General features: G+C 63.0%; 30 protein-coding genes. 15 read left to right on the top strand and 15 right to left on the bottom strand.

The window, feature by feature from the left end; genetic code table 11:
- Positions 1-5 precede the first annotated feature (5 nt).
- The 5 genes from IHQ72_RS09500 to sppA all read right to left on the bottom strand — a co-directional run bounded on the left by IHQ72_RS09500 (position 6) and on the right by sppA (position 3,385).
- The gene (locus tag IHQ72_RS09500) at positions 6-491 is read right to left on the bottom strand and encodes a DUF1772 domain-containing protein (RefSeq protein ID WP_258122189.1); all 486 of its coding nucleotides are present in this window, start codon (positions 489-491) and stop codon (positions 6-8) included.
- A 102-nt stretch (positions 492-593) separates the two neighbouring features.
- Positions 594-1,574, bottom strand: a complete 981-nt coding sequence (lhpI, locus tag IHQ72_RS09505) for a bifunctional Delta(1)-pyrroline-2-carboxylate/Delta(1)-piperideine-2-carboxylate reductase (protein ID WP_258122191.1) — start codon at positions 1,572-1,574, stop codon at positions 594-596.
- Positions 1,575-1,667: 93 nt separating this feature from the next.
- Positions 1,668-2,000 carry a DUF1049 domain-containing protein gene (locus IHQ72_RS09510; protein ID WP_258122192.1) on the bottom strand — a complete coding sequence of 111 codons (333 nt, stop codon included), beginning with the start codon at positions 1,998-2,000 and terminating at the stop codon, positions 1,668-1,670.
- A 76-nt stretch (positions 2,001-2,076) separates the two neighbouring features.
- Positions 2,077-2,361, bottom strand: a complete 285-nt coding sequence (locus IHQ72_RS09515) for an integration host factor subunit beta (protein ID WP_006200394.1) — start codon at positions 2,359-2,361, stop codon at positions 2,077-2,079.
- 70 nt (positions 2,362-2,431) lie between these two features.
- Positions 2,432-3,385: a signal peptide peptidase SppA gene (sppA, locus tag IHQ72_RS09520; protein WP_258122193.1), complete on the bottom strand. Its 954-nt coding sequence runs from the start codon at positions 3,383-3,385 to the stop codon at positions 2,432-2,434.
- Between the two features lie 320 nt (positions 3,386-3,705).
- On the opposite strand from sppA, the gene lptC reads away from it, so the two are divergent.
- From lptC to ptsN, 6 genes are all read left to right on the top strand, one after another.
- Positions 3,706-4,419 carry an LPS export ABC transporter periplasmic protein LptC gene (lptC, locus tag IHQ72_RS09525; RefSeq protein WP_258122194.1) on the top strand — a complete coding sequence of 238 codons (714 nt, stop codon included), beginning with the start codon at positions 3,706-3,708 and terminating at the stop codon, positions 4,417-4,419.
- Positions 4,406-5,017, top strand: coding sequence for an LptA/OstA family protein (locus tag IHQ72_RS09530; RefSeq protein ID WP_258122195.1), 612 nt, complete (start codon positions 4,406-4,408; stop codon positions 5,015-5,017). The genes lptC and IHQ72_RS09530 overlap by 14 nt, the downstream gene beginning before the upstream one ends.
- Positions 5,017-5,835: an LPS export ABC transporter ATP-binding protein gene (gene lptB / locus IHQ72_RS09535; RefSeq protein WP_258122197.1), complete on the top strand. Its 819-nt coding sequence runs from the start codon at positions 5,017-5,019 to the stop codon at positions 5,833-5,835. The genes IHQ72_RS09530 and lptB overlap by 1 nt, the downstream gene beginning before the upstream one ends.
- A gap of 190 nt (positions 5,836-6,025) precedes the next feature.
- The gene (gene rpoN / locus IHQ72_RS09540) at positions 6,026-7,552 is read left to right on the top strand and encodes an RNA polymerase factor sigma-54 (protein ID WP_258122199.1); all 1,527 of its coding nucleotides are present in this window, start codon (positions 6,026-6,028) and stop codon (positions 7,550-7,552) included.
- A 267-nt stretch (positions 7,553-7,819) separates the two neighbouring features.
- A complete protein-coding gene (hpf, locus tag IHQ72_RS09545; protein ID WP_258122201.1) occupies positions 7,820-8,404 on the top strand; it encodes a ribosome hibernation-promoting factor, HPF/YfiA family in 585 nt (194 codons plus the stop codon).
- Between the two features lie 83 nt (positions 8,405-8,487).
- Entirely contained in the window at positions 8,488-8,952 is a 465-nt protein-coding gene (ptsN, locus tag IHQ72_RS09550) for a PTS IIA-like nitrogen regulatory protein PtsN (RefSeq protein WP_258122202.1), read from the top strand.
- Positions 8,953-9,029: 77 nt separating this feature from the next.
- Here ptsN and IHQ72_RS09555 read toward each other — a convergent pair whose 3' ends face one another.
- Both IHQ72_RS09555 and IHQ72_RS09560 read right to left on the bottom strand, forming a co-directional pair.
- Positions 9,030-9,287: a BQ00720 family protein gene (locus IHQ72_RS09555; protein WP_258122204.1), complete on the bottom strand. Its 258-nt coding sequence runs from the start codon at positions 9,285-9,287 to the stop codon at positions 9,030-9,032.
- 63 nt (positions 9,288-9,350) lie between these two features.
- Positions 9,351-9,776, bottom strand: coding sequence for an Hsp20 family protein (locus IHQ72_RS09560; RefSeq protein WP_258122205.1), 426 nt, complete (start codon positions 9,774-9,776; stop codon positions 9,351-9,353).
- Positions 9,777-9,919: 143 nt separating this feature from the next.
- Between IHQ72_RS09560 and IHQ72_RS09565 the strand changes: the two genes are divergently transcribed.
- Positions 9,920-10,861 carry a nucleoside hydrolase gene (locus IHQ72_RS09565; RefSeq protein WP_258122206.1) on the top strand — a complete coding sequence of 314 codons (942 nt, stop codon included), beginning with the start codon at positions 9,920-9,922 and terminating at the stop codon, positions 10,859-10,861.
- Positions 10,862-11,025: 164 nt separating this feature from the next.
- Here IHQ72_RS09565 and IHQ72_RS09570 read toward each other — a convergent pair whose 3' ends face one another.
- The 4 genes from IHQ72_RS09570 to IHQ72_RS09585 all read right to left on the bottom strand — a co-directional run bounded on the left by IHQ72_RS09570 (position 11,026) and on the right by IHQ72_RS09585 (position 15,211).
- Positions 11,026-11,640 (bottom strand): LysE family translocator, encoded by a 615-nt coding sequence (locus IHQ72_RS09570; protein ID WP_258122207.1) that lies wholly within the window; start codon positions 11,638-11,640, stop codon positions 11,026-11,028.
- 110 nt (positions 11,641-11,750) lie between these two features.
- Positions 11,751-13,199 carry an amidase gene (locus IHQ72_RS09575; RefSeq protein ID WP_258122209.1) on the bottom strand — a complete coding sequence of 483 codons (1,449 nt, stop codon included), beginning with the start codon at positions 13,197-13,199 and terminating at the stop codon, positions 11,751-11,753.
- Positions 13,200-13,208: 9 nt separating this feature from the next.
- A complete protein-coding gene (locus IHQ72_RS09580; protein WP_258122210.1) occupies positions 13,209-14,117 on the bottom strand; it encodes a ribokinase in 909 nt (302 codons plus the stop codon).
- A 215-nt stretch (positions 14,118-14,332) separates the two neighbouring features.
- Complete coding sequence (locus IHQ72_RS09585) at positions 14,333-15,211, bottom strand: methylated-DNA--[protein]-cysteine S-methyltransferase (protein WP_258122211.1); 879 nt, start codon at positions 15,209-15,211, stop codon at positions 14,333-14,335.
- 113 nt (positions 15,212-15,324) lie between these two features.
- Here IHQ72_RS09585 and IHQ72_RS09590 point away from each other — a divergent pair, with 113 nt between their 5' ends.
- Positions 15,325-15,501 carry a hypothetical protein gene (locus IHQ72_RS09590; RefSeq protein ID WP_258122212.1) on the top strand — a complete coding sequence of 59 codons (177 nt, stop codon included), beginning with the start codon at positions 15,325-15,327 and terminating at the stop codon, positions 15,499-15,501.
- Here IHQ72_RS09590 and IHQ72_RS09595 read toward each other — a convergent pair.
- Positions 15,460-15,954, bottom strand: coding sequence for a DUF2244 domain-containing protein (locus IHQ72_RS09595; protein WP_258122213.1), 495 nt, complete (start codon positions 15,952-15,954; stop codon positions 15,460-15,462). The genes IHQ72_RS09590 and IHQ72_RS09595 overlap by 42 nt on opposite strands.
- Before the next feature lie 22 nt (positions 15,955-15,976).
- Between IHQ72_RS09595 and nth the strand changes: the two genes are divergently transcribed.
- On the top strand, positions 15,977-16,780 hold the full coding sequence (gene nth / locus IHQ72_RS09600; protein ID WP_258122214.1) for an endonuclease III: 804 nt from the start codon (positions 15,977-15,979) through the stop codon (positions 16,778-16,780).
- On the opposite strand, the gene IHQ72_RS09605 is transcribed toward nth, so the two are convergent.
- Positions 16,774-17,229, bottom strand: coding sequence for a DUF2214 family protein (locus tag IHQ72_RS09605; protein ID WP_258122215.1), 456 nt, complete (start codon positions 17,227-17,229; stop codon positions 16,774-16,776). The genes nth and IHQ72_RS09605 overlap by 7 nt on opposite strands.
- A gap of 244 nt (positions 17,230-17,473) precedes the next feature.
- On the opposite strand from IHQ72_RS09605, the gene IHQ72_RS09610 reads away from it, so the two are divergent.
- A complete protein-coding gene (locus IHQ72_RS09610; protein ID WP_258122216.1) occupies positions 17,474-18,013 on the top strand; it encodes a GNAT family N-acetyltransferase in 540 nt (179 codons plus the stop codon).
- A 50-nt stretch (positions 18,014-18,063) separates the two neighbouring features.
- Here IHQ72_RS09610 and IHQ72_RS09615 read toward each other — a convergent pair whose 3' ends face one another.
- On the bottom strand, positions 18,064-18,843 hold the full coding sequence (locus IHQ72_RS09615; RefSeq protein WP_258122217.1) for an IclR family transcriptional regulator: 780 nt from the start codon (positions 18,841-18,843) through the stop codon (positions 18,064-18,066).
- A 204-nt stretch (positions 18,844-19,047) separates the two neighbouring features.
- Here IHQ72_RS09615 and IHQ72_RS09620 point away from each other — a divergent pair, with 204 nt between their 5' ends.
- The 5 genes from IHQ72_RS09620 (at position 19,048) to IHQ72_RS09640 (ending at position 24,285) form a co-directional block, all read left to right on the top strand.
- Complete coding sequence (locus IHQ72_RS09620; RefSeq protein ID WP_095496841.1) at positions 19,048-20,025, top strand: Bug family tripartite tricarboxylate transporter substrate binding protein; 978 nt, start codon at positions 19,048-19,050, stop codon at positions 20,023-20,025.
- Positions 20,026-20,155: 130 nt separating this feature from the next.
- On the top strand, positions 20,156-20,692 hold the full coding sequence (locus IHQ72_RS09625) for a tripartite tricarboxylate transporter TctB family protein (protein WP_023797463.1): 537 nt from the start codon (positions 20,156-20,158) through the stop codon (positions 20,690-20,692).
- A 4-nt stretch (positions 20,693-20,696) separates the two neighbouring features.
- On the top strand, positions 20,697-22,220 hold the full coding sequence (locus IHQ72_RS09630) for a tripartite tricarboxylate transporter permease (protein WP_258122223.1): 1,524 nt from the start codon (positions 20,697-20,699) through the stop codon (positions 22,218-22,220).
- Positions 22,221-22,235: 15 nt separating this feature from the next.
- Positions 22,236-23,420 (top strand): CaiB/BaiF CoA transferase family protein, encoded by a 1,185-nt coding sequence (locus tag IHQ72_RS09635; protein WP_258123788.1) that lies wholly within the window; start codon positions 22,236-22,238, stop codon positions 23,418-23,420.
- Positions 23,421-23,433: 13 nt separating this feature from the next.
- Positions 23,434-24,285, top strand: coding sequence for a citryl-CoA lyase (locus tag IHQ72_RS09640; protein WP_258122224.1), 852 nt, complete (start codon positions 23,434-23,436; stop codon positions 24,283-24,285).
- Here the strand turns inward: IHQ72_RS09640 and IHQ72_RS09645 are convergent.
- Positions 24,261-24,770 (bottom strand): NUDIX hydrolase, encoded by a 510-nt coding sequence (locus IHQ72_RS09645; protein WP_258122226.1) that lies wholly within the window; start codon positions 24,768-24,770, stop codon positions 24,261-24,263. The two genes, IHQ72_RS09640 and IHQ72_RS09645, sit on opposite strands and share 25 nt — an antisense overlap.
- Positions 24,771-24,827 lie beyond the last annotated feature (57 nt).

The following is a 24,827-nucleotide window of genomic DNA, read 5'->3' on the forward strand; positions in this document are numbered from 1 at the left end:
AACGGTCAGCCGCGCCTGATCCAAAGCAGGGCGACAACCAGCGATACGAAACCGACGGCCTTGAAGCCGGCGACGATCATATGGCCGGTTTCCCAGCGCAGTCGGATCGCTTCGAAATTTTCCGGAATCGGTCCAGGCACCCAGGTGGCCAGAATATCGTTCGCCGGCTTGACGAGAGCAAACCACATCGCAAGAGACACCGCATAGAGCACGGCAGCCGCCAACGCATACCAGAACGCCGGACGGTCATTGCGCAGCATCCATGCGAGAAGTCCCGGACAGCCGATCGCGGCCACGTCCAGTGGCGCGCCAATGACGGCAAACACCTGGAACTGGGCGTTGAAGACAGTCGTCTCGCGCCAGAGCGAAGGCGACCACTTCGTCAGCCGAGGAGCCGATTCCAGGACATGGGCGAAGGACGGTCCAAGGCTGAGCGCCGCGACGACTGCGGCCAAGATGGACCAGAACGACAGCAACCCGCGTATCTCCATAACGCCCGAACAGCGGCGTGACGCCGGACACGTTCCCGTCCGAACGGAATAGCGAGTAGGGGAGTATGACTGGCACGAAGCCGCACGATTGGTACGGCTCCCCTACTCCCCTACTCCCCTAATCCTGAGCGCCTTGTACACCGCAATGCCGGCGGCGAGGTCTTCGAGGGCTGCGCCGACCGATTTGAAAAGCGTGATCTCACCGGGGCTCTGCCGGCCCTTCTTTTGGCCGCGTGCCAATTCATGCAGGTCGGCGACGATGGCTTGCGCCTCCAGCACGCCCGAGGCCAGCGGCTGGACGATGTCGCCCGCTTCCTTGGTGGCGCCGGCCCGGGTGTCGACGTAGACGCGGGCACGCGCAATCGCATCGTCGTCGCTTTCGCGCATGGCCGGCGTGAAACCGCCGACCAGATCGACATGGGTTCCCGGCTTCAACAGCGCGCCCTTGATCAGCGGCGTGGTCGTGATAGTCGCCGACGAAACGATGTCGGCCTGGCCGAGTTCGGCGTCGAGATCGCTCGCGGCGGTGGCCGCAAAGCCCTCGGCGCGCAATTCCGCCGCCACCTTTTCTGCATTGGCCGGCGTGCGGTTCCAGATGCGAATGGCGGTGATCGGCCGCACCGCTGAATGCGCCCTGGCGAGGAACGGCGACAGCGCGCCGGCGCCGACCACCAGCAGCCGCTCAGCGTCCTCGCGGGCCAGATAGGAGGCGGCCAGCGCCGAGGCGCAGGCCGTGCGCCACTGCGTCAACCGCTGGCCGTCGATCATGGCTTCAGGCTCGCCGGTCGCGCCGTCGAGCAGGAGGTAAAGCCCCATCACCGCGGATTTGCCTACGGTGTTGTTGTCGGGCGACACCGTGACGATCTTGACGCCGATATGGCCGCCAGCCGACGTGCCGGCCGCATTGAAGTCGGTCCAGGCCGGCATCAGGAGCAGCGTCGAGGCCGCGCCGTCGGGCCGTTCGACCGTATGGTGATGCCTGACTGGTTGTACCGCGCCATCGCGAAAGGCCACGCGCAGCGTCTCGACCAAGCCGGCAAAGGTCAGCGCCTGATCGACCTCGGCCGCCGAAATGGTCAGCATGGGAAACTCCGTGGAAAGAAATACGCTAACGCATAACCGAAAATGGTACAGCGTCCTTTGCGCGTCCAAAAGGACGTGCGGCGCTGTGTTGGCTCAGCTGGTCGGCTTCGGCAAGGCGGGGCCTTGTGGCGCAGCCGGTGCGCGGCTGACTGCCTGGCGCAGGCTCTCGGCCTCGACGCCGCGCTGGCGCGCCAGCTTGCGATAGCGGCCCTGCTTGATCCAGGTCGCCAGGCTGCCGACGATCATGCCGATGGCGAGAGCCAGGAACAGGAAGATGAAAAGCGGCAGCGTCATCGTCAGCGCCGGATTGCCGGGGTTGAACGGATCCAGGGTGAAGGCAACCGGATCGCGGTTGGCGACGGCCAGCGCGATCAGAATGACGGCCAGCGGCACGAAGACCACGATGAGCATGAAGCGATTGAACATGGAATTTCCTGTCGAAGGCGGGCTCTACCGCAGGCCTACTGAAAAGGCCGGCATGCTGCACGAGCTCGCGCGGCGCCTATTTGCCGCCGTTCAGCCTTTCACGCAATTCCTTGCCGGTCTTGAAGAACGGCACCCATTTCTCCTCGACCTCCACGGATTCGCCGGTGCGCGGGTTGCGGCCGGTGCGGGCGGGGCGGTTTTTCACCGAGAAAGCACCGAAACCGCGCAGCTCGACCCGGTTGCCTTCGGCAAGCGCGTCGGTGATCTCGTCGAAAATCGCGCCGACGATGTTTTCGACGTCGCGCAGAAAAAGGTGCGGGTTGCGTGTGGCGATGATCTGCACAAGTTCGGATTTGATCATGAGAAGGCTCCCCGTGAAAACACTGCGGTCAAAATTATGAGGATGATTTTATTTGCTTTTTTCACTCGTCTCAAGGGTGCCAGACGGAAACGAGACCGTCAAGAAACAAGCGGTCGGCACCAAGTTCGTGAATGATCTCGCCGCCATAGTCGGGCAGGCCGAGCGCACTGCCGATGGTTCGCGCCATCGCTTTCGAGAACAGGAAGCCGCCGCTTTCCGCGTCCTTCCACTCCACCACCTTGAGCTTGGCGTCGACGCCCTTGGTCGCGAGCCAGTCGATCGCTTCGGTCTCGCCGCCGACCGCGTCGATCAATTTGTTGGCAACAGCCTGCCGGCCGGTGAAGATCGATCCGTCGGCCAGGGCCAGCGCCTCCGGCTTGGTCATGTTGCGTCGTTCGGCGACGACGCCGACGAACCAGTCGTAGCTGTCCAGGATCAGCTTGCGGACCATGGTGCGCTCGTCGTCATTGGTCGGCTTGAAAGGCGATGGCGAGGCTTTCAACGGCGAGGATTTCACTTCCTCGAGCTTGATGCCGAGCTTGTCCATAAGGCCGCTGACGTCCGGATACTGGATCAGCACGCCTATCGAGCCGACGATCGACGATTTGCGCGCGACGATATGATCGGCCGCGGTGGCGATCATGTAGCCCGCCGATGCGGCCAGCGTGCCGACCTCGGCCACCACCGGCTTCTCGGTGGCCAGCTTGCGCACTGCCTCGTAGATCGATTCGCCCCCGACGGTGGTGCCGCCCGGTGAATCGATCGACAGGATCACAGCTTTCACCCTCGAGGATTGACGGATGGTATCCAGTTGTTTGATCAGGTCTTCGTCTTCGGTAATGGTGCCCTCGATCTTGACCTTGGCGATATGGTCGACCGCCGTGCCAGTGAAGTCGTCACCGTAAATCCAGCTCGAAAAGGCAATCAGCCCGACTGCCGCGACAACAAGCGCTGCAACGCGCCAGAATGTCAGCTTGCGGCGCAAGCGGCGGCGGTCGATCAGGTCGTCGGCTCTCAGTGCCATGGTCAGCCTCATAGTCGGTGGAAGCAGATGCTTTTAAAGCAACCATCCGCGCCCGGCTACCGATTCCTGACGAGCTTGCGCCAAAGACAGGGTTTCGACGTTCGCGAGCCGGCGTTTCAAGAGACATCAAGACCAATCCACAGGCCCCTAACGCTGTGCGCCTGTATCTGATATGAGATGCAAGTCGTGCCGGTTTCATTTTCGTTTGTGCAACAGCAACCGTCACACTTTTGCGGTTTTCCTCCGTTTGTGCTTGCTTGAGGGCGCCGGCATCCCACCTATAGGGGTGCTTGGCGGCAGGGGTTTAAAAGAAAGCAGTTATGTTAGCGCGACCGATCGAACCGACCAACACCGAGACGGAGTTGGCTCCCCCGGACGTAGGCCCGGCGCGGGTCGACGCCTTCGGCATTGCCCAGCGCCATTCGCGCCGCGTGCGGATCTTGAAGCTGGCGGTGCCGCTGGCCGCTGCCGCGATCGCGGTCGCCTTCCCGGTCTATTCCTATCTCGCGGCGCCTGGCTCAATTCAGGTCCAGGCCGACGGCAGCGCCTTCGCCAATGGCAAGCTGGTGATGGCCAACCCCAAGCTCAACGGGTTCACCAAGCAGAAACTGCCCTATTCCATGACGGCCTTGCGCGCCATACAGGACGTGACCAAGCAAGGCATCATCAATCTGGAGGGCATCGACGCCAAGCTGCCGATATCGACTGACAATGTGGCGGCCATCAATGCCTCGCACGGCACCTACAATCGTGACGGCAACACGATGAGCCTGACCAGCGATGTCACCATAACCACCACCGATGGCTTGGCGGCAAAGTTCAAATCGGTCTTTCTCGATATGGGCAAAGGCATTATGAAGACGAACGACCCGGTCGACGTCAGCCGCGGCGGGTCGCGGATCACCGCAGATTCGATGTCGATCCAGGACAACGGCAAGATCGTGGTTTTCGAGAACAGAGTGCGTGTCAACATCGATCCCGCCAGCTTGAAAGCGGCAGAGGCAATGAGCGGAGAATCCAATGCGGTTCAGTAGTTCGACACGGCTCGGGGCCGCAGCTTCGGCGTTGCCGGCCCTTGGGCTGGCTTTGGGGCTGAGCTTGGGGACGACGCCCGCTCTGGCGCAGTCCAAGGCCACCAGCCAGCTGTCGGGCCTCAAACTGTCCGGCGACAAGCCCATCCAGATCGAAAGCGATAAGCTCGAGGTCCGCCAGGCGGATAGCGTCGCCGTGTTCACAGGCAATGTAAGCGTCGTCCAGGGGCCGACTTTGCTTAAGGCCGGCAAGATGACGGTCTATTACGTCAAGGACGCCGACGCTGACGCCAAGGATGCGCAGGCCGCAGGTGCCGCGATGACCGGCTCGGCCAACATCGACCGTCTGGAGGTCGCCAACAAGGTCTATATCAAATCGGACGACCAGGTCGCCACCGGCGACAGCGGCACCTTCGACATGAAGACGGAAGTGCTGGTGCTTTCAGGCAGCAAGGTCGTGCTTTCGCAAGGTGACAATGTACTGGTCGGCTGCAAGCTCACCGTGCAGATGAAGAGCGGCCTGGCCCAGGTCGACGCCTGCGGGGGCCGCGTCATGATGTCGATCACGCCGCCGGCGAAGTCGGGAGCGGCGAACCCCTGATGGTCGACGTAGCATCGCTGATGGCGCGTCTTCCAGGACGCGCCGCCAGCAAACTTGCGGCACCGGCCACGGTCAGCGGCGACCAGGTAAAGTTCAAGGGAACCTTGATCGCCAAGGGCCTGACCAAGAGCTACAAGGGCCGCAAAGTTGTCAGCGGCGTCACGATCGGCGTGCGCGCCGGTGAGGCGGTCGGACTGCTCGGTCCCAACGGCGCCGGCAAGACGACCTGCTTCTACATGGTCACCGGCCTTGTGCCGGTCGACGAAGGCACAATCGAAATCGACGGCTTCGATGTCACCTCGATGCCGATGTACCGCCGCGCCCGCCTCGGCATCGGCTACCTTCCGCAGGAAGCGTCGATCTTTCGCGGCTTGAGCGTCGAGCAAAACATTCGTGCCGTGCTCGAAGTGGTCGAAAAGAACCGCAAAAAGCGCGAACACAGTCTCGACGAACTGCTCGATGAGTTTCACATCAGCCATCTGCGCAAAGCCCCGTCGCTGTCGCTTTCCGGCGGCGAGCGGCGCCGCCTTGAAATCGCGCGCGCACTGGCGACCCGCCCCGCATACATGCTGCTCGACGAACCTTTCGCCGGCATCGATCCGATCGCCGTCGCCGATATCCAGCAACTCGTGCGCCATCTGACGGCGCGGGGCATCGGCGTGCTCATCACCGATCACAATGTCCGCGAGACGCTCGGCCTGATCGACCGCGCCTACATCATCCATGCCGGCCAGGTGCTGACTCACGGCCGGGCCGATGAAGTGGTCGCAAACCCGGATGTGCGGCGGCTTTATCTCGGTGAGGGATTTACACTCTAAACGGGAAGGTTCCTCTCCAAGCGCGATTTTTGGCGCGAGACGAGCCTTTTTCTCCGATTTCTCGTCCAAATAACGCACCGACAGGCGAGTTTTGATCGCCGTCGCCTTGACAAGCAAAAGCCGGGCCAGTTTCTATGCCCAACTCGTTCCGGCAGTCCGGATGCGTAGACAGGGCGTTTGAAACCGAACCATGGCGTTGGCGGCAAAACTACAGCTACGACAGTCCCAGTCGCTGGTGATGACGCCGCAACTCATGCAGTCGATCCGGCTGCTGCAGTTCACCCACGTCGAGCTGGAACGCTTCATCGACGACGAGATCGAGCGCAATCCTCTACTCGATCGCGCCGAGCCGCAGGACGATGCCGTCAGCGATCAGGCGCAGAAGATCGATGCCGCGCCGGAAACGGCCACCGGCGGCGACTGGTTCGAGAAGGAAACGGCGTGGAGCGCCGAGGCGATCTCGGAAAAGCTCGATACTTCGCTGGAAAACCTGTTTCCCGACGACCCCGGCACCAGCGAGCGGCTCGGTCCCGACCTGACGGCCCAATGGAAATCGGCCTCCGGCAACGGTTCCGCGTCCTCGTCGGACGGCTTCGACGTCGGAGACATGGCGGCCGCCGCCATCACGCTGCGCGAGCATGTCGGCGAACAGGTCGCGCTTGCCTTCGCCGACCCGGCAGCACGCCTGATCGCCAGCGAACTGGCCGATGGCCTCGATGAGGCCGGCTACATGCGCGCCGACATGGCTGAGATCGCCGCTCGTCTCGGCACCGACAGAGCGGCGGTGACGAATGCACTCGCGGTCTGCCAGACATTCGAGCCCGCCGGCATCTTTGCCCGCGACCTCGCCGAATGCCTGTCGCTGCAGCTTGCCGTCCGCGATCGGCTCGACCCGGCGATGAAGGCTTTGATCGCCAATCTCGAGCTCCTGGCGCGGCGCGATTTCCAGACCCTGAAACGGATCTGTGGGGTCGACGAGGAGGATCTGCTCGACATGCTGGCCGAGATACGTGCGCTCGATCCGCGCCCGGGGATGGCGTTTTCGGGCGGTGCCAGCGATGCGATCGTCGCTGATGTCGAAGTGCGGGCGGCCAATGACGGGAGCTGGGTGATCGAACTCAATGCCGAAACGCTGCCGCGCGTGCTGGTCGACCATATCTATTTTGCCCAGGTTTCACCGCATGCGAAAAACCAGACGGAAAAGGATTTCCTGGCGGAATGCCTGCAAAACGCCAACTGGCTGACGCGCAGTCTCGACCAGCGGGCGAAGACCATCCTTAAGGTTGCCTCAGAAATCGTGCGCCAGCAGGACGCCTTCCTCGTCCATGGCGTACGTCACCTGAAGCCGCTCAACCTGCGCACGGTGGCCGACGCCATCGGCATGCACGAATCGACCGTCAGCCGGGTCACCGCCAACAAATACATGCTGACGCCGCGCGGCGTGTTCGAACTGCGCTATTTCTTCACCGCCTCGATCGCTTCGTCGGGTGGCGGCGACGCGCATTCGTCTGAAGCGGTGCGCGACCGCATCAAGCAGTTGATCGACGAGGAAAAACCTGCCGACGTGCTTTCCGACGACGCGATTGTGGATATGTTGCGGGAAAGTGGCGTCGATATCGCCAGGCGCACGGTCGCCAAGTATCGGGAGGGCATGAATATTCCCTCGTCGGTGCAGCGGCGGCGTGAAAAACGCGCTTTGGCCAGCGCCGGACGTTGACCTCCGACGGAATTTCCACAGCTTTCGCGCTTCATTGACAAGCCGCAATGAAGTGGCTAGAAGCCCGCCCGCATGGGACGGGCTACTGCCCGCATGCGGATGGTCCGTCACGACGTTGGCCACGGGACGGTCAAAGAAGGCGGCTTGTGATCAACCGGAAAGTTCGGATTAAAATCGGCGCAAGTGACGCCGCAAAGCTTGTGCGCACAGACCACGGGTATAAACTCGGGACAGTTTGAAGCCTGAGCAAGGAAGGTCAGTTTTCAGATGACACTGCGCATATCAGGAAAACACATGGATATCGGCGATGCGTTCCGTACGCGCATCAACGACCGTGTCGGAGAAGTGATCGGGAAATATTTCGATCGGGGCTTTTCAGGGCAAATTGTAGTCGTCAAATCGGGGTCGCGCTACACGGCCGATTGCATGATCCGGCTGGATTCCGGCGCTTCGCTGCAGGCGACCGGTGAAGCCCAGGACCCGACGCTCGCTTTCGAGGCCGCGGCGGATCGCCTCGAAACCCGCCTTCGGCGCTACAAGCGTCGGCTGAAGTCACATAATTCAGGCAATGCCAATGGCGAACTCACCGACATCGCCTATACGGTGATGGCGCCGCTTGCCGATGACGACGAGGAAATACCGGAGAATTTCGCGCCAGCCATCGTCGCCGAATCAACCATGACGCTGCGGACCATGTCGGTGGCGTCAGCCGTGATCGAGCTCGACACCAAGGACAGCCCGGTTCTCGTCTTCCGCAACGCCGGAAACGAGCATCTCAATATCGTCTATCGCCGGCCGGACGGAAATATCGGCTGGATCGACCCGTCTACGACCAAGGTCGCGCAGGGATGACGGCCAAGGTCGCGCAGGGATAAGGAACCAGCCGCACGCGAGAGTGAGGGCTGGCGACGGCAGGCGAACAAGGGATTTCAAGTATGGATCTGAGCGATCTTATCAACGTTCCGGCAATCTTGCCGGCGTTGAAGGCGAACTCCAAGAAGCAACTGCTGCAAATGCTGTCCGAAAGGGGGGCGGCGATTTCCGGCATTCCGGAACGGGAGGTGTTCGACACCATCCTGCAGCGTGAACGGCTGGGCTCGACCGGTGTCGGCAACGGCATTGCCATTCCGCATGGCAAGCTGGCGGGAGTGAAGCGGATCGCCGGGGTTTTCGCCCGGCTGGAGACGCCGGTCGATTTCGAGGCGCTGGACGACCAGCCGGTCGATCTGGTGTTCCTGCTTTTGGCGCCCGAAGGCGCCGGCGCCGACCACCTCAAGGCGCTGTCGCGCATCGCGCGGGTGCTGCGCGACGCCGACACGGTGGCCAAGATAAGGGGCACCCGCGACGCCGCAGCGATCCACGCGCTTTTGTCGGACACGCAGGCCTCGCATGCGGCCTGAGCTTTTTTGATCAGATCCGTTGAAGGGCCGCCGTGAGCGGCCCTGTCCGTTTCCAACCAGATCGCTGCGCCGTATTGTTAGTGGATCGCGACGGGGGTCAGGTCGTTTTCCAGGGCGCCAGCCAGCGCTCTGTCACGAGCGTCCGAAAGCAGGATCGGCTGGCCATTGGCGGCAAACAGGGCCCACAGTTCCAGCCCGGGTGCGATTTCGCCGAGGCCCGGGAAACGGCCGCGCAGATCGTCGCTCGACACTTTCCTGAGATAGGCGACCGAGCCTTCGCCGAGATGGGCGAATTCGCCGCTGGTCATGATAAGATTTTCGTCAGTTCTGGTCATTTAAGCCTCCTTGCCGCGAGGACGCCGTTCAAGGCCGCCTCGCATGAGAGCCACCGGTAAAGATCAGTCTTTCACCGATATGTTTATTTTCCGTACCAGCCGTTCGGACTCGGGCCGGTCGAGATCGATCGACAAAAGGCCGTTCTTCAGCTCCGCGGTGATCACCCGCATGCCGTCGGCCAGCACGAAACAGCGCTGGAACTGGCGCGCGGCAATGCCGCGATGAAGAAATTCGCGCTCGGTATCGTCGTTCTGACGGCCGCGCACGACCAACTGGTTCTCCTCCGTGGTGACATCGAGATCGTTCTCGGCGAAACCGGCGACAGCGAGCGTGATACGCAGCCTTTCGGCCTTGCCGTCGGCACCGCTGAGGCGCTCGATGTTATAGGGAGGGTAGCTATCACCCGACTTCGCCAGACGCTCCACGGTCTTTTCCATGGCGTCGAAACCCAGGAGAAGCGGGCTGGAAAAAGGCGTCATTCGGCTCATGTTACATTGTCCTCTCAAGAGCGACATAAAGTGGAAAAACCCAGATGGCATTTTTCCCGATGGTCTTGATATGGTCCGCCCCGCGGTCAAGTTCAAGCCGTCAAAAGCCCCGCCCAAAAAGACTCCCCAAACAAGGAATTGAAATGCCCCAATCCCGCAAGATCATCATCGACACGGATCCCGGCCAGGATGATGCCGTCGCCATATTGCTGGCACTCGGCAGTGCCGAGCTGGAGATCGTCGGTATGACCGCCGTTGCCGGCAACGTGCCGCTGAGGCTCACCGAAAAGAACGCACGCAAGATCTGCGAACTGGCCGGCAGGCCAGACATCAAAGTCTATGCCGGCGCCATCCGGCCGCTGGCGCGTGAACTGGTCACCGCCGAGGAGGTGCATGGCGAGACCGGTCTCAACGGACCGCAATTGCCCGAACCGACAATGAAGCTGCAGGACCAGTATGCCGTCGATTTCATTGTCGAGACACTGATGAAGGAAGAGAGCGGCACGATCACGGTCTGCGCGCTCGGACCGCTCACCAACATCGCGCTGGCGCTGATCCGTGAGCCAAAGATCGCGCCGCGCATCAAGGAAATCGTGCTGATGGGCGGCGGCTTCTTCGAAGGCGGCAACGTCACGCCGACCGCCGAATTCAACATCTATGTCGACCCGCATGCCGCCGACGTCGTGCTCAAATCCGGCATCCCGATCGTCATGATGCCGCTCGACGTCACCCACAAGGCGCTGACCACCGCCAAGCGGACCCAGGCCTTCCGAAAGCTCGGCACCAGGGTCGGCACGGCTACGACGGAGATGCTGGAATTCTTCGAGCGCTTCGACGAGGAGAAATACGGCACCGATGGCGGTCCGCTGCACGACCCTTGCGTCATCGCCTATCTGTTGAAGCCGGAGCTATTCAGGGGCCGCAACTGCAACGTCACCGTGGAAACCGCCTCGGAGCTCACCATGGGCATGACCGTGATCGACTGGTGGGGCGTGACCAAGCGACCGAAAAACGCCATGGTGATGCGCGATATCGACCATGATGCGTTTTTCGCGCTGCTGCTGGAAAGGCTGGAGCGGCTTTAGGGCTTCTTCCTTCTCCCCTTGTGGGAGAAGGTGGCCGAGCGAAGCTCGGCCGGATGAGGGGTGCTGGACGGATCGCGGCGCTGGTGTTTCTCCCAACACCCTCATCCGGCTCGGCGCTGCGCGCCGAGCCATCTTCCCCCACAAGGGGGAAGGAAAGGTGCCGCTCACTTCGCCTTTGAAAACGCCAGCCACAGACCTCCGCCGATCAGGAAACTGCCGCTGATTCTGGACATGAGCTTGATGCGGCCGGCCGAGAGCAGGTGTCCGGCGCGGCCGGCGGCCAGCGCGAAGGTCGAATCCGACACGGCGGCGAAGATCAGAGCGGTGAGACCCATGACGACGATCTGCAACGCGTAGTTGCCTTCAGGGGCGATGAACTGCGGAAAGAAGGCGCCGAAGAACACCAGCGTCTTGGGATTGCTGATCGCCACCAGCAGGCCTTGCAGGAAGAAGCCGCCGCGCGGTGTCTTCGCCGATCCGTCGGCGTTCAGCTTGCCCTTGGAGCGGAACATCTGCACACCCATCCAGATCAGATAGGCAGCGCCGATCAGCCTGACCCATTCGAACCAATGGCCCATTCCCGCGATCAGCGAGGTCAATCCGATGCCGACAATGGCGATCATGATGGCCAGCCCGGCCTGCGTGCCGGCGACATTGGCGAGGCCGGCACGGGAGCCATGGCGGATGCTGTTGGCGATGATCAGCGTGACGGTCGGTCCAGGCACCAGGACAATGACGATACAGGCAACGACATAGGTAGCGTAGAGTTCCAGCGACATGGTTTTTCCTCGACAATATGCGGCTTGCGACGCGGCCAATCGTGATCAATGCATGACAGCAACGCCGGTGCAAGCCGGCAGGATATGTCGCTGGCGGCCTTGACCTGGATTTAGGCTCCGGCCTGCCACGGCAGCGTCGTCTCGTAGGCTGCCGCTGCTCTCAACACGGCCATGTCGCTGCGCGGCCGCCCGATCAGTTGCATGCCCATCGGCCTGCCTCTGGCATCGAAGCCCGCCGGTACGTTGACCGCCGGGCACCCGCCCAGCGTGGCGAGCGCTGAAACCTGCATCCAGCGGTGATAGCTGTCCATGGCACGCCCGGCCACTTGCGTCGGCCAATGGGTGGAAACCTCGAAGGGGAAGACCTGTGCGGTCGGCAGTGCGACGAGGTCGAAGCGGTCGAAGAGCGACAGCAGGGTTTTGTGCCAGGACGAGCGCCTCACCGTGGCGGCGTGGATCTGCGGCGCCGTGAGTTGCAGCGCATGTTCCACCTCCCACACGGCCTCCGGCTTCAGAAGACTGCGTTTCAAGGGATCGTCGTAATGCGCCTTGAGCGCGCAACCGCTGCTCGCCTGGCGCAGCGTCACAAAGGCCTGCCACAGCGCCTCGAAGTCGAAATCCGGCACCAGCGCTTCGGTCTGAAAGGATACATCGGCGAATCGGCCGAGAGCGGCCTCGCAAAGATCAAGGATGCCGGGTTCGAGCGGCAGATGGCCGCCGAGATCGCCGAACCAGGCGATGCGGCCGCCGGCGGCTGCCGTTTGCAGTCCCTGTAGGAAGCAGCCCAGCTTGTGATGCGAGAGCGGCGCGCGAGGGTCGTAGCCGGCCTGCTCGTCGAGCAGCAGCGCCATGTCGCACACGCTCCGCCCCATCGGTCCTTCGACGCCCATCTGTGTGTGAAAGACGTCAAGTTCGGGACCGGCCGGGACAAGTCCCTGCGACGGACGGAAGCCATAGACATTGTTGTAGGCGGCCGGGTTGCGCAGCGAACCACCAAAGTCGCTGCCGTCGGCGACAGGCACCATGTCGAGCGCCAGTGCGACCGCCGCGCCGCCGCTCGAACCGCCGGCGGTCAAGGCCGCGTCGAAAGCATTGAGCGTCGGGCCGAACACCGTGTTGTAGGTGTTGGAGCCAAGGCCGAATTCGGGAACGTTGGTTTTGCCGATGATGATGGCGCCAGCCTTGCGGATGCGCTCGACGAAGAAATCATCCTCTTGCGGCACGAAATCGGCGAAGATCGGCGAGCCGAAGCTGGTCCTGAGGCCCTTGGTCTGCGCGAGATCCTTGATGGCGATCGGCAGGCCGAACAGGGGGCCGGCATGCCCTGCATGCGCCAGATGCGCGTCGGCCTTGTCGGCCTCGTGCAGGATGTCGGCACGGTCGCGCAGTGAGACGATGGCGTTGACCAGCGGGTTCACCGCTTCGATCCGGTCGAGGAATGCCGTCACCACCTCGCGCACGGACAGCTGCCGGCGCCTGATCGCGTCGGCAAGATCCACGGCGGACAGGCGGCAGATATCGCCGGCGGGCGGCACGGCGTGTTTCGTGGCCGGACGCATGGCTCTCACCTAGCCGGCGGATTTTTGTAGCGCCGCGTCGACTTCCTTCGCCAGCGGGATCGCCGGCTGGGCGCCGGGCTTCAGGCAAGCGAGCGAACCAGCGGCTGCAGCAAGGGCGAGCGCCTGATCGAGCGGCAGGCCGGATGACAGCCCGGCGGCGAAATAGCCGCAAAACGTGTCGCCGGCGCCGACCGTGTCGACAGGGGTGATCTTCAGCGCCGGAACCATCAGAAGATCGGCTGGCGTGGCAGCCAGAACGCCGTCACCGCCGAGCGTGACGACAATTGTGCGGCCGGTCTTCCCGGCGTAATCGCGCATCCGCGCTGGGCGATCGCGGCCGCTCAGCGACAGCGCCTCGCCATAGAGGTCGAATTCGGTTTCGTTGGCGACGACATAATCGGCCTTACCGAGGAAGGCGGCCGCCTCGCCGCGGAATGGTGCCGTGTTGAGCACGGTGACCGCGCCTGCCGCCCGTGCCGCGTCCAGTGCTGCATCGACAGTCTGCAGCGGGATCTCCTGCTGCAAGAGCACGACATCGCCCTTTTTCATGAAAGCCTTGGAGAGGTCGCCTGTCACGACCGAATCATTGGCGCCCGGCACCACGGCAATGACGTTCTCGCCGTTGTCGGCGACCATGATCAATGCCGTGCCGGTCGAGGCGAAGGTTTCGCCGACACCGGACAGGTCGATCTTGCCGTCCCGCAGCAGCGCCAGCGCGTCAGTGGCGAAATTGTCCTTGCCGACCGCGCCGACCATGCGCACCTTGGCGCCGGCGCGCGCGGCGGCCAGCGCTTGGTTGGCGCCCTTGCCGCCAGGAGCGGTGGCGAAACCGGAGCCACGCACGGTCTCGCCCGGTGCGGGCAAGCGGTCGACATTGGCGATAAGATCGAGGTTGATCGAGCCGATAACGATTATCAAGTGGTGCCTCCCTGCTAACGCATCGTGCTTTCCGAAAATCGGAATCGATTTTCGGAAAGCACGATGCGTAGAATTAAAGTGTTAGAGCGTACTTTGTGCGTCCGAATGGACGCACGTCGCTCTAATTGCGCGGGAAGCTACTCCGTAAGGCCGCCGCTTGCCAGACCGCGCGAGATGAACCCGCGCGCTGCTGGCCCGAATCTATGGGTGTGTCATCAAGATCCTACCTGGCCCGCTTCCCAGCCGAGGATGGCGCGTTTGCGGGTCAGGCCCCAGTGGTAGCCGGTGAGCGCGCCGGACTTGCCGAGAGCCCGGTGACACGGCACCACGAAGGACATCGGATTGGCGCCGACCGCGGCGCCCACCGCCCGGCTGGCGCTCGGTGCGCCGATGCGGGCGGCGATCGAGGAATAGGTGCAGGCCTTGCCCATCGGGATGCGCAGCAGGGCTTCCCAGACGCGAACCTGGAAGTCGGTGCCGATCATGACGACGCGCAGCGGTTGATCGGCGCGCCACAGCGCCGGATCGAAGATGCGCGCCGCATACGGCGCCGTCGCGGCCATGTCCTCGACATAGGTTGCGTTCGGCCAGCGGCCGGACATGTCGGCGAAGGCCGCACGCTCGCCGCCGGCATCGCTGAAGGCGAGGCCGGCAAGCCCGCGGTCGGTGACCATGATCAGGGCGATGCCGAAGGGCGAAATATGATAGCCGTAGCGGATCGTCAGCCCGGCACCGCGCGTCTTGTAGTCACCCGGCGACATCGCCTCGTGGGTGACGAAAAGGTCGTGCAACCGGCCGGGGCCTGACATGCCGACTTCGAAAGAAGCCTCGAGCAGCGGCATGCCGGAATCGAGCAGTTTGCGCGCGTGATCGAGCGTGACCGCCTGGAGGAAGGCCTTGGGCGACAGACCAGCCCAGCGGGTGAAGAGCTTCTGCAGGCCGGTCGGCGTCTCGCCGACTTCCTCGGCCAGTATTTCGAGCGACGGCTGGTCACGGTAGTCAAGGCTGATCTTCTCGATCGCGCGCCGAACAACTTCGTAGTCACCGCCTTCGGGTGTGATGTCTTTCTTCAGAATAGCTGTCTGTGCGTTCATCGGACTATCTCCTTGAGCGTGAATATCGTCCTTCGCGGCTCCGATCACCACCCGAAACTTGCCTTCTCGTCATGTGCACCCAGATGGATCTGGCTTCGAGGAAGGAGCCGACGGTGGCTGGCGAGAAGGTGCATCTCACCAAGGAGAAGGAGACGCTGCTGATTACCATTTATGGCAAGGCACTGGAGAGCCGGTTGCCTCACTCGCTGCTGAAAGATCATTTTGCGGACGAGGCTGTTCGCTCACATCTAGCGCATCTTGGCGGTCGCCAGGGCGCGCGAAAAGGCTGACGCAAAGCTCTCGCGGTCGTCGGGATTGAGGAAGCCGCCGATCGGCACATTCTGGCCTTGTGCTTCTACCGCCATCCTGGTGATGCCGATCTCGGCGTGGCGAGCGACCGAAAAACGCGCCCAGAACGGATTGAAGCGATGCGCTTCCGATTTGCCTGAGGGCGCGGTCTTGCGGATGTCGAGGCTGGTGCGCGAGACCGACACTTCCTCGCGGGCGCGGGCGGCACGATAATTGGCGCGAAAGGCGATGTAGACGGCAATCAGGTCGAGACCGAGGAAGCCGAACACCGGCCAGGCGCCGCGCGACAGGAAAAACGCTCCGGTCACCAACGAGCTGAACAGCAGAACGCCCATCAGGATGGCAAAGCCGATTTTGCCCAGCGACCGATGCGGTATCAGCAACGCCTGGAAGAATGGCTCGTCGGCCTGAAATGAGGCGTTTGTGTCGCTCATGCCTGGATATTATAGGAAGGGGATGACGAGCCCCAAGCCCAAAAATTCCTCTACACCCAGAAATGACCTGCCCCCCGGCCGACGCGAGGGCTCGAACACCAAACCGCGTGCCCAGCCGGTGCGGTCCCATTCGCTCTACAGCCCGGCCGAGGTGCACGAGATTTTCCGGCGCTTTTCCGTTCAGCGGCCCGAGCCGAAGGGCGAACTCGAACATGTCAACGCCTTCACGCTGCTGGTGGCAGTGGTGCTTTCGGCACAGGCGACCGATGTCGGCGTCAACAAGGCAACGCGGGCGCTGTTCAAGGTCGCCGATACCCCGCAAAAGATGCTGGCTCTCGGCGAGGCCAAGGTCGGCGACTATATCCGCACCGTCGGGCTCTGGCGCAACAAGGCCAAGAACGTCATCGCGCTAGCGGAAGCGCTGATCCGCGACCATGGCGGCGAGGTGCCCGACGACCGCGACCAACTGGTCAAGCTGCCGGGCGTTGGGCGCAAGACCGCCAATGTCGTGCTCAACATGGCCTTCGGCCAGCACACGATGGCGGTCGACACGCATATCTTCCGCATCGGCAACCGGCTGGGATTGGCGCCCGGCAAGACGCCGGAACAGGTCGAGCAGGGGCTGTTGAGGATCATTCCGGACGAATATATGCGCCACGCGCATCATTGGCTGATCCTGCATGGCCGCTACGTCTGCAAGGCGCGCAAACCGGATTGTCCGGTCTGTGTCATCGCCGACATCTGCAAGGCCGAGGAGAAGACGAATGATGTTCCGGCGCCGCTGGTCGAAATTGCGCCGCTCGAACCCGTAGGCGAAATTCAGTAGCCGTAGCCGCGCGCCATCGCCGCGGCGAAGACCGGGATCAGCAGGAAGATGAAGGCTTCGGCGCGGACATAAGTTCGAACGGATGCAAGTTGCGCCGCCGGCACTTGAAAACCGGGGCTGGCCGAGGCCTGCCTGTTCCAGGAAACAAAGCGGACCGTCGGAATGATCGACAGCAGGCCGACGATGACGAATGCCGCCATCTTTGCCCAGAACACCCAGTTGTAGACGTAGAATTCCCAACCCTTCAGGCCGTAGATGACGCGGCCGATGCCGACGATGATGATCAGCATGGCGAGGATGCCGTAATGGCGATCGATGCCGACAAGCCGCCGGAGCGTCGCGGCGGGCAGATCGCCGCGGATCAGGACAAATTCGGCGCCGATGATGCCCGCCAATGAAAACACCAGCAGATGATGAAAGATGGCAAGCAGAAGATCGGTGGTATCCATGCCCTTTTCCCTCCGTCGGACGGCACAGCGGACGCTGAATCAGCTGCTGGTGAAAAGTAGCACCGCTGGGCAGGATTCACATTGGGCTGGAAGATGATCTGCACAGGCTTTGGCTCTTGTCTGGTGCAGGCGATTTGGATCTCTGTCGCATATCGCTATCTCCCAAAACCGCCGAGCACCCCCGGGTCAAATCCAAGGGCAGGCTACTAAGCACAGGCAAACTAACGCAACCGAGGCACGACACATGATCAATCCACAGGCGCTCGTCGCTCCCCTCATCGAAACGCCGCGCACCGTGCTGCGGCCACACCAACTCGATGATTTCGATGCCTATGTCGCCATGTGGGCCGATCCGGCCGTCACACGCTTCATCGGCGGCAAGCCGCGCACACGGGAGGAAAGCTGGATGCGCTTCCTGCGCCATGCCGGCCTGTGGTCGCTGCTGGGTTACGGCTTCTGGGCGATCGAGGACAAGGCATCCGGCCGCTTCATCGGCGAGGCAGGCTTTCACGATCTGAAGCGCGACATGGTGCCTTCGATCGAAGGCGTTCCGGAAGCCGGCTGGGCGCTCATCCCGGCAGTCCACGGAATGGGCTTCGCCAGCGAAGTCGTCGGACGGGTTCTCGCCTGGGGCGACGAGGCATTCGGGCGCGCAAGGACTGTCTGCATCATCGATCCGGAAAACACCGCCTCGCTAAACGTCGCGGCAAAATGCGGCTACAGGGAAGTGTTGCGGACCACCTATCACGACGATGCGACGATCCTGCTGGAACGGCAGCCTTGAGGGTGCTGCCTGTCACCCCTGTGGTTCTGGTCAGGCCGAACCGGGGCTTTCTATGCCTTTCGCTTCAGCACCGGGCCCTCCGCTTCGGCACCGGCTTTGCGGGCCGCCTGTTCGAGCATCGAGGCGTCTTCGCCGAAAGCGCGGGTGGCGCGCGCGGCTGCATCGATCAGCGGATTTTTCATGCGCTGAAGAAAAGCCGCGTCGACGCGCGTGCTCGGGCCGGACAGCGTCAACGCACCGAGCAAGGTGGGGCCCGGCCCGAACACCGGTGCCGAGACGCCCGCCGTCTCGGGGTCGCGGTCGCCGACCGACAAACAATGATAGGTCTTGCGGATCGTTTCGTAAGGCTCGCCGTGCTGACCGGAAAACGCCGCAAGCACGCGGCCGCCCGAGCCGGCCAGCAAGGGCAGCACGTCGCCTTCCCTTATGGTGTAGCGGATGGGATGCTTGGACTCGACACGGTAGAGGCAGGTCCGCACGTCGCCCGAGCGGACATAGAAAGCGACGCTTTCCCAGCTTCGCTCGGCCAGATCGCGCATGATCGGCAGCAGGATGTCGATCGCCACTACCGAACGCTGGTATAGGGCACCCAGCCGGAAGGTGGCAGGGCCGACACGGTAGCGGCCGTCGTCGAGACGCTCCAGCAGCTGCCCGCGCAATAATGAGTTCGCAAGCCTCAGGATCGTGCTCTTGTAGAGGCCGGTCCGCGCCGCGATTTCGGCCAGGCTGAGCGACCGGTCGGCGGTAGCGAAAGCATCGAGGATGGCGATCGCACGGTCGAGCGCGGCAACACCGTTGGTCGACGCAGGCTTGGATTGTGTTACGGTCATCTGCTTGACCACGTCGTTCCGTTCCCAGTTGGACAGAAGGGCCGATCGGAACAACTATGCCGCGTGCAGACAGTTCTGTCCAGTAGAATGCCGTTCCTGTTGACAGAACAAGACAAAGGCTGCATGAATTTTTGTCGAGCGGGTCTGAATTCAGGCTACGTTGCTGGCAGGCACCAGAGGAGGTGTCGTGATTGGAGGAATCCCATGCTGAACAGACGCAGATTTTTAATGAGCACCGCCGCTGCCGGCGCCGCCGGTTTCGCAGCGTTGCATCTCTCGCCCGCTTTTGCGCAGGATGCGCCGCAGATCCAGATCTTCGTGCCGGCAGCGCCCGGCGGCGGCTGGGATCAGACGGCGCGCACGATGGACCAGGTGCTGCGCAGTGAGAAGCTGATCTCCGGTTCGCAGATCACCAATGTCGGCGGCGCCGGCGGCACAGTCGGCCTGCCGCAATTCATCAGCCAGTGGAACGGCAAGGGCAATTCGCTGATGGTTGCCGGCATGGTCATGGTTGGCGCCATTATCGCCAACAAATCGGCCAACAATCTCACCGAAGTCACGCCGATCGCCCGCCTCACCGGCGAATTCGAGGCGCTTGTGGTGCCGGCGGCCTCGCCGTTCAAGACCGCAGCGGATTTCGTCGCCGCCCTCAAGGCCGATCCGACCAAGGTTCCGGTGGCTGGCGGTTCTGCCGGCGGCTCGGACCACATATTGTTCGGCCTTATCGCGAAGACGGCCGGTGTTCCGGCAGCCAACCTCTCCTACGTGCCGTTCGCCGGCGGCGGCGAGGCACTGTCGGCGCTTCTCGGCAACCAGGTCGCGGCCGGCATCTCCGGCTATGGCGAGTTCTCCGAACAGGTCAAGGCAGGCGCGCTTCGGCTGCTTGCCATTTCTGCGGACAAGCGCCAGGAAGGCATCGACGCACCGACGCTGAAGGAAGCCGGCATCGATGTCGAATTGTTCAACTGGCGCGGCGTCTTCGCACCGCCGGGCGTTTCCGACGCCGACAAGGCGGCGATGATCACGCTGGTCGAGACCATGGCCAAAAGCGATGCCTGGGCCACCGAATGCAAAAACCGCAACTGGACGCAAATCCTGCTCACCGGCGACGACTATGCCAAATTTCTCGCCGAAGACACGACCCGGATCGCAGCCATCCTCAAGGACCTCGGCCTTGCCTGATGTCCTCGGAGAGGGGCGGTCTGCACTGCCCCTTTCCGGTGTTCGCCAGCCGCATGGACATTCGATCCAGCGCGAGTGAAACTGCTGTGAGGTCGGCTGTGGGAGGCCGGCCTATCCAGGGAGGACGATCATGAGCACCAGCGACCAGCAGGCGGCGCGGCCGCGCCTTGCCGTGCCCGAATTGCTGATCGGCATCGGGCTTCTCGCCTGCGCCGGCGCAGTAGCCTGGCAGACGCTGTCGATTCCGGTGTCGCCGCTCTACTCCAAGGTCGGCCCGACCGTCTTCCCCTACATCACCATGGTCGGCATGACGATCCTTTCCCTCCTGCTGATCGTCGCCGCCCTGCGGGGCGGCTGGCAGCCGGAAGAAGAAAAGGAAACGCCGACCGACTGGAAGGCGATGGGCATCGTCGCCGTCGGACTGGTCGCGAACCTTGTTCTGATCCAGCCGCTTGGCTTCACCGCAGCCTCGGTGATCATGTTCGTTCTCATCTGCCACGGGTTCGGCAGCAGACATCCGCTGCGTGACGTGCTGCTCGGCCTGATCCTGGCGCTTGCCGCCTATTTCGGCTTCGCCAGGGCGCTCGGCGTCAATATCGGCGCCGGCTTCATCGAGAACCAGCTGAACACGGGTCTCGATTCGATTATCCGTATGTTGAGAGGCTGAAGCCATGGAAACGCTCAGCCATCTCGCGCACGGATTTTCGGTCGCTTTTACGCCGGTCAATCTCATGTGGTGCCTGCTCGGCACGACACTGGGGACAGCGATCGGCGTGCTGCCCGGCCTCGGACCGGCGCTGACCATCGCGCTGCTTTTGCCGATCACCTATCAGGTGGCGCCGGAAGCATCCTTCATCCTGTTTGCCGGTATCTATTACGGCGCCATGTATGGCGGTTCGACGACATCGATCCTGCTCAACACGCCGGGCGAAAGTGCAACCATCGTCACTGCGCTGGAAGGCAACAGGATGGCCCGTTCCGGCCGTGGCGGCGCGGCACTTGCCACCTCGGCGATCGGCTCCTTCGTCGCCGGCACACTCGGCACGCTAGGCGTCGCTTTCCTGGCCCCGGTCGTGGTCAAATTCGCGCTGTCTTTCGGCCCGGCCGAATATTTTTCGCTGATGGTGCTGGCCTTCATCACGGTTTCGGCGGTGCTCGGCTCGTCGTCGGTGCGTGGCCTGACCAGCCTGTTCATCGGCTTCGTCATCGGCATGATCGGCGTCGACCTGCAGACCGGACAGCCGCGCTTCACCTTCGGCATGAGCCAATTGCTCGACGGCGTCGACGTGATCGTCGTCGCCGTCGGCCTCTTTGCGGTCGGCGAGACGTTCTACATGGCCTCGCGCCGCTATGCCGGCAAGGACGAGATCGTGCCGCTGAAGGGCTCACTCTACATGACGGCGGCCGAATGGGCACGCTCGTGGAAGGCTTGGCTGCGCGGCGCCCTGCTCGGCTTCCCGATCGGCGCCCTGCCGGCCGGCGGCGCCGAGATCCCGACCTTCCTGTCCTATGCGATCGAGAAGAAGCTCTCCAAACACAAGGAGGAGTTCGGCACGGTCGGCGCCATTGAAGGCGTTGCCGGACCGGAAGCCGCCAACAACGCATCGGCTGCCGGCGTGCTGGTGCCGATGCTGACGCTCGGGCTGCCGACCTCGGCGACGGCCGCGATCATGCTGTCGGCCTTCCAGAGCTATGGCATCAATCCCGGGCCGATGCTGTTCATGACGCAGGCCAATCTGGTCTGGGGGCTGATCGCCAGCCTGTTCATCGCCAATATCATCCTCGTCATTCTCAACCTGCCGCTAATCGGGTTGTGGGTGCGGCTGCTGAAAATCCCGGCGCCGCAGCTCTATGCCGGCATCCTGGTGTTCGCTACGGTCGGCACCTACGGTATTTCGCAGTCACCGACCGACCTCGTCATCCTCTATCTGCTCGGCGGGGCCGGATTCCTGATGCGGCGCTTCGATTTCCCGACGGCGCCGGTCATCATCGGTATGATCCTCTGGCCGCTCGCCGAAACGCAGTTCCGCCGCGCGATGACCATCTCGAACGGCGACTGGTCGGTGTTCTACAAGCATCCGCTGTCGCTGACGCTGCTGACGCTGGCGTTCATCGGGCTGATTGGGCCACATATCTACGCTTACATCGAACGCAGGCGCCTGCGCGGACCGGAGCATGTGCCGGGCGATGCCTGATCTGTCTGTAACATGATGACCGATCTGCTGAGCGGTATCCGCGTCCTCGACCTGACCAATGTTCTGGCTGGCCCCTACTGCGCCTATCAGCTGGCGCTGCTCGGGGCCGATGTGATCAAGGTCGAGGCGCCGCAAGGCGGCGACCTGGCGCGCCAGCTCGGCGGTTCGCCGGAACTCAACAGCACTGGCATGGGCGCTTCGTTCCTGGCGCAGAACGCCGGCAAACGATCGGTGGTGCTCGATCTCAAGAAAGAGGCCGATCGCGAACGCTTCCTCGATCTGGTCGCCTCCGCCGACGCGCTGGTCGAGAATTTTCGCCCCGGCGTAATGGACCGGCTGGGGCTCGGCTATGCGAGGCTCAAAGAGGTCCGCCCCAGCCTTGTCTATTGCGCGATTTCGGGCTTCGGCCAGACCGGGCCGATGCGCGACAATCCTGCCTACGACCAGATCATCCAAGGACTTTCAGGCATCATGAGCATCACCGGCACGCCGGAAACCGCGCCGCTGCGTGTCGGCTATCCGGTCGCCGACACGCTGGGCGGGCTGGTCGGGGCGTTCGCCATCGCCGCGGCACTCGTGAAGCAGAAGACGACAGGCGAGGGCGCCTTCCTCGACGTGTCGATGCTCGAATGCACGCTTTCCGCGCTGGGCTGGCCGGTCTCCAACTATCTGACGGCTGACGTCGAGCCGCAGCCCATGGGCAATGAGAACATGACGGCTGCACCTTCCGGTACGTTTCGCACCGGCGACGGTCTGCTCAACATCGCCGCCAACAAGCAGGAGCAGTTCGTGTCGCTCTGCCGGCTGATCGGGCTGCCCGATCTGGCGTCGGACCCGCGCTTTGCCGAGCGTGAGACGCGCAAGCGCAATCGCATCGCCTTGAAGGCGCTGATCGAGGACGCTTTGGAGAGCGGCTCGGCCGCAGCCTGGGAGGAGACGCTCAATCGCGCAGGCGTGCCGGCAGGCAGGGTGCTGACGATCCCGCAGGTGCTGGCGGAGCAGCAAGTGATCGAGCGCGACATGACCACCCGTTTCGATGGCATGCCGAAGATGGACCGGCCGCTGACCGTCGTGCGCGGCGGGTTCATGGTCGATGGTGCGGCACCCTTGCCGACCAAGCCGCCGCCGGCGCTGGGCGAGCATATGGACGAGGTGTTTGCCGGTCTGCCGCCGCGCGTCAAGAAAAGAGCGCAGGCATGAGCGACGCGAGAACATGAGCAACGTTGGGAAAAAAACCGGCCGCGAGCGCGGCGAGGAATGGTGGCAGACCGATATCATCGAAATGCGCCCCGGCATGATCCGGTTGCGCGGCTATGAGATTCAGGACCTGATCGGCCGCGTCAGCTTTCCGGCGATGATCTGGTTGATGCTGCGCGGCGAACTGCCTGGTGAGGAGCAGGCGGCGCTGCTCGGCATCGCGCTCGGGGCGGCCGTCGACCATGGGCCGCAGGCACCGTCGATCGCCATTGCCCGAATGGCGGCTACCTGCGGCGTCGGCATCAACAGCGCCATGGCCTCAGCCATCAATGTGCTTGGCGACGTGCATGGCGGCGCCGGCGAGCAGGCGCTTGCCTTCTACGGCGACATCGCCGCGGCACTGGACGGAGGAGAGACGCTTGCCGATGCCGTCTCGGTGCGGCTCGATCGTTTCTTCGCCGAGGAAAAATCCTATGTGCCGGGGCTCGGGCACCGCTTCCATCCGGTCGATCCGCGGGCGCCGCGCCTCATCGAGCTGACTCGCGATTTTGCCGCGCGCGGCATCGTCGGCGGACGTTTCGCCGACATCGCCGAGGCTGTTGAGGCCGAGGTCGCGCGGCGCAAGGGCAAGAAGATCCCGCTCAACATCGACGGCGCCACCGCCGTCATCTATGGCGAGCTCGGCTTTCCGCCGCCGCTGACACGCGGCCTTTTCGTGCTCTCGCGCTCGGTCGGCATATTGGCGCATGCGTGGGAACAGTCGCAACAGAGCGACCGCAACAAGGGACCACTGCCGCGCGAGTGGTTGTGGGCCTATACCGGCACGCCGGTGCGGCCTTTCCCTCAGAGAGAGGACGACTCCAAATGAGGCCCTGGTTCAAGTTCGCCAGCGGGCGCTGGTTGGGGAACTTTCAAGTTCTTCAGCAGCGTTGAAAGATCGGGCTCGTCGATAAGCGCTGCAGCGTCTTCCGGCGTCAGCCATGCCCGCTGCCGCCTTTTGGCTTCCTGCCAGTTGGCCAGTTCCTCGGTCACCGCCAGCAGATAGACGGTGACGTCGACGCGGACGAAGCGGTTCGTCAGCCGCTTCCAGTAGGAATAGGTGCCGGCCGGCTGCTTCAGAGTTTTGCCGAGGACGCCGGCTTCCTCCTGCGCTTCGATAGTGGCTGCCTTGCGCCCACTCTTGCCCTTCATCGGCCAGCCCTTGGGCACGATAAAGCGCCTTGTCGATGTCGAGGTGACCAGCATCATCTCGACGTCGCCACGCTCGCTCAGCCGAAAAGGAATAGCCGCGACCTGACGGATTCGCTCGCCCTTCCTTGCCTTGCGTACGACCTTCTTCTTGGTGACTGCCATTCCCGATGATCCAATCAGGGCAGTGCCCAAGCATAAAGGCACGTTGCGAAATCAAAA

It is taken from the genome of Mesorhizobium onobrychidis, assembly GCF_024707545.1.
GTDB lineage: Bacteria > Pseudomonadota > Alphaproteobacteria > Rhizobiales > Rhizobiaceae > Mesorhizobium > Mesorhizobium onobrychidis.

Coding starts and splice junctions, on each gene's coding strand:
- IHQ72_RS09500 (WP_258122189.1), bottom strand. CDS start 491: ATGGAGATACGCGGGTTGCTGTCGTTCTGGTCCATCTTGGCCGCAGTC.
- lhpI (WP_258122191.1), bottom strand. CDS start 1,574: ATGCTGACCATTTCGGCGGCCGAGGTCGATCAGGCGCTGACCTTTGCC.
- IHQ72_RS09510 (WP_258122192.1), bottom strand. CDS start 2,000: ATGTTCAATCGCTTCATGCTCATCGTGGTCTTCGTGCCGCTGGCCGTC.
- IHQ72_RS09515 (WP_006200394.1), bottom strand. CDS start 2,361: ATGATCAAATCCGAACTTGTGCAGATCATCGCCACACGCAACCCGCAC.
- sppA (WP_258122193.1), bottom strand. CDS start 3,385: ATGGCACTGAGAGCCGACGACCTGATCGACCGCCGCCGCTTGCGCCGC.
- lptC (WP_258122194.1), top strand. CDS start 3,706: ATGTTAGCGCGACCGATCGAACCGACCAACACCGAGACGGAGTTGGCT.
- IHQ72_RS09530 (WP_258122195.1), top strand. CDS start 4,406: ATGCGGTTCAGTAGTTCGACACGGCTCGGGGCCGCAGCTTCGGCGTTG.
- lptB (WP_258122197.1), top strand. CDS start 5,017: ATGGTCGACGTAGCATCGCTGATGGCGCGTCTTCCAGGACGCGCCGCC.
- rpoN (WP_258122199.1), top strand. CDS start 6,026: ATGGCGTTGGCGGCAAAACTACAGCTACGACAGTCCCAGTCGCTGGTG.
- hpf (WP_258122201.1), top strand. CDS start 7,820: ATGACACTGCGCATATCAGGAAAACACATGGATATCGGCGATGCGTTC.
- ptsN (WP_258122202.1), top strand. CDS start 8,488: ATGGATCTGAGCGATCTTATCAACGTTCCGGCAATCTTGCCGGCGTTG.
- IHQ72_RS09555 (WP_258122204.1), bottom strand. CDS start 9,287: ATGACCAGAACTGACGAAAATCTTATCATGACCAGCGGCGAATTCGCC.
- IHQ72_RS09560 (WP_258122205.1), bottom strand. CDS start 9,776: ATGAGCCGAATGACGCCTTTTTCCAGCCCGCTTCTCCTGGGTTTCGAC.
- IHQ72_RS09565 (WP_258122206.1), top strand. CDS start 9,920: ATGCCCCAATCCCGCAAGATCATCATCGACACGGATCCCGGCCAGGAT.
- IHQ72_RS09570 (WP_258122207.1), bottom strand. CDS start 11,640: ATGTCGCTGGAACTCTACGCTACCTATGTCGTTGCCTGTATCGTCATT.
- IHQ72_RS09575 (WP_258122209.1), bottom strand. CDS start 13,199: ATGCGTCCGGCCACGAAACACGCCGTGCCGCCCGCCGGCGATATCTGC.
- IHQ72_RS09585 (WP_258122211.1), bottom strand. CDS start 15,211: ATGAACGCACAGACAGCTATTCTGAAGAAAGACATCACACCCGAAGGC.
- IHQ72_RS09595 (WP_258122213.1), bottom strand. CDS start 15,954: ATGAGCGACACAAACGCCTCATTTCAGGCCGACGAGCCATTCTTCCAG.
- nth (WP_258122214.1), top strand. CDS start 15,977: ATGACGAGCCCCAAGCCCAAAAATTCCTCTACACCCAGAAATGACCTG.
- IHQ72_RS09605 (WP_258122215.1), bottom strand. CDS start 17,229: ATGGATACCACCGATCTTCTGCTTGCCATCTTTCATCATCTGCTGGTG.
- IHQ72_RS09610 (WP_258122216.1), top strand. CDS start 17,474: ATGATCAATCCACAGGCGCTCGTCGCTCCCCTCATCGAAACGCCGCGC.
- IHQ72_RS09615 (WP_258122217.1), bottom strand. CDS start 18,843: ATGACCGTAACACAATCCAAGCCTGCGTCGACCAACGGTGTTGCCGCG.
- IHQ72_RS09620 (WP_095496841.1), top strand. CDS start 19,048: ATGCTGAACAGACGCAGATTTTTAATGAGCACCGCCGCTGCCGGCGCC.
- IHQ72_RS09625 (WP_023797463.1), top strand. CDS start 20,156: ATGAGCACCAGCGACCAGCAGGCGGCGCGGCCGCGCCTTGCCGTGCCC.
- IHQ72_RS09630 (WP_258122223.1), top strand. CDS start 20,697: ATGGAAACGCTCAGCCATCTCGCGCACGGATTTTCGGTCGCTTTTACG.
- IHQ72_RS09635 (WP_258123788.1), top strand. CDS start 22,236: ATGACCGATCTGCTGAGCGGTATCCGCGTCCTCGACCTGACCAATGTT.
- IHQ72_RS09640 (WP_258122224.1), top strand. CDS start 23,434: ATGAGCAACGTTGGGAAAAAAACCGGCCGCGAGCGCGGCGAGGAATGG.
- IHQ72_RS09645 (WP_258122226.1), bottom strand. CDS start 24,770: ATGGCAGTCACCAAGAAGAAGGTCGTACGCAAGGCAAGGAAGGGCGAG.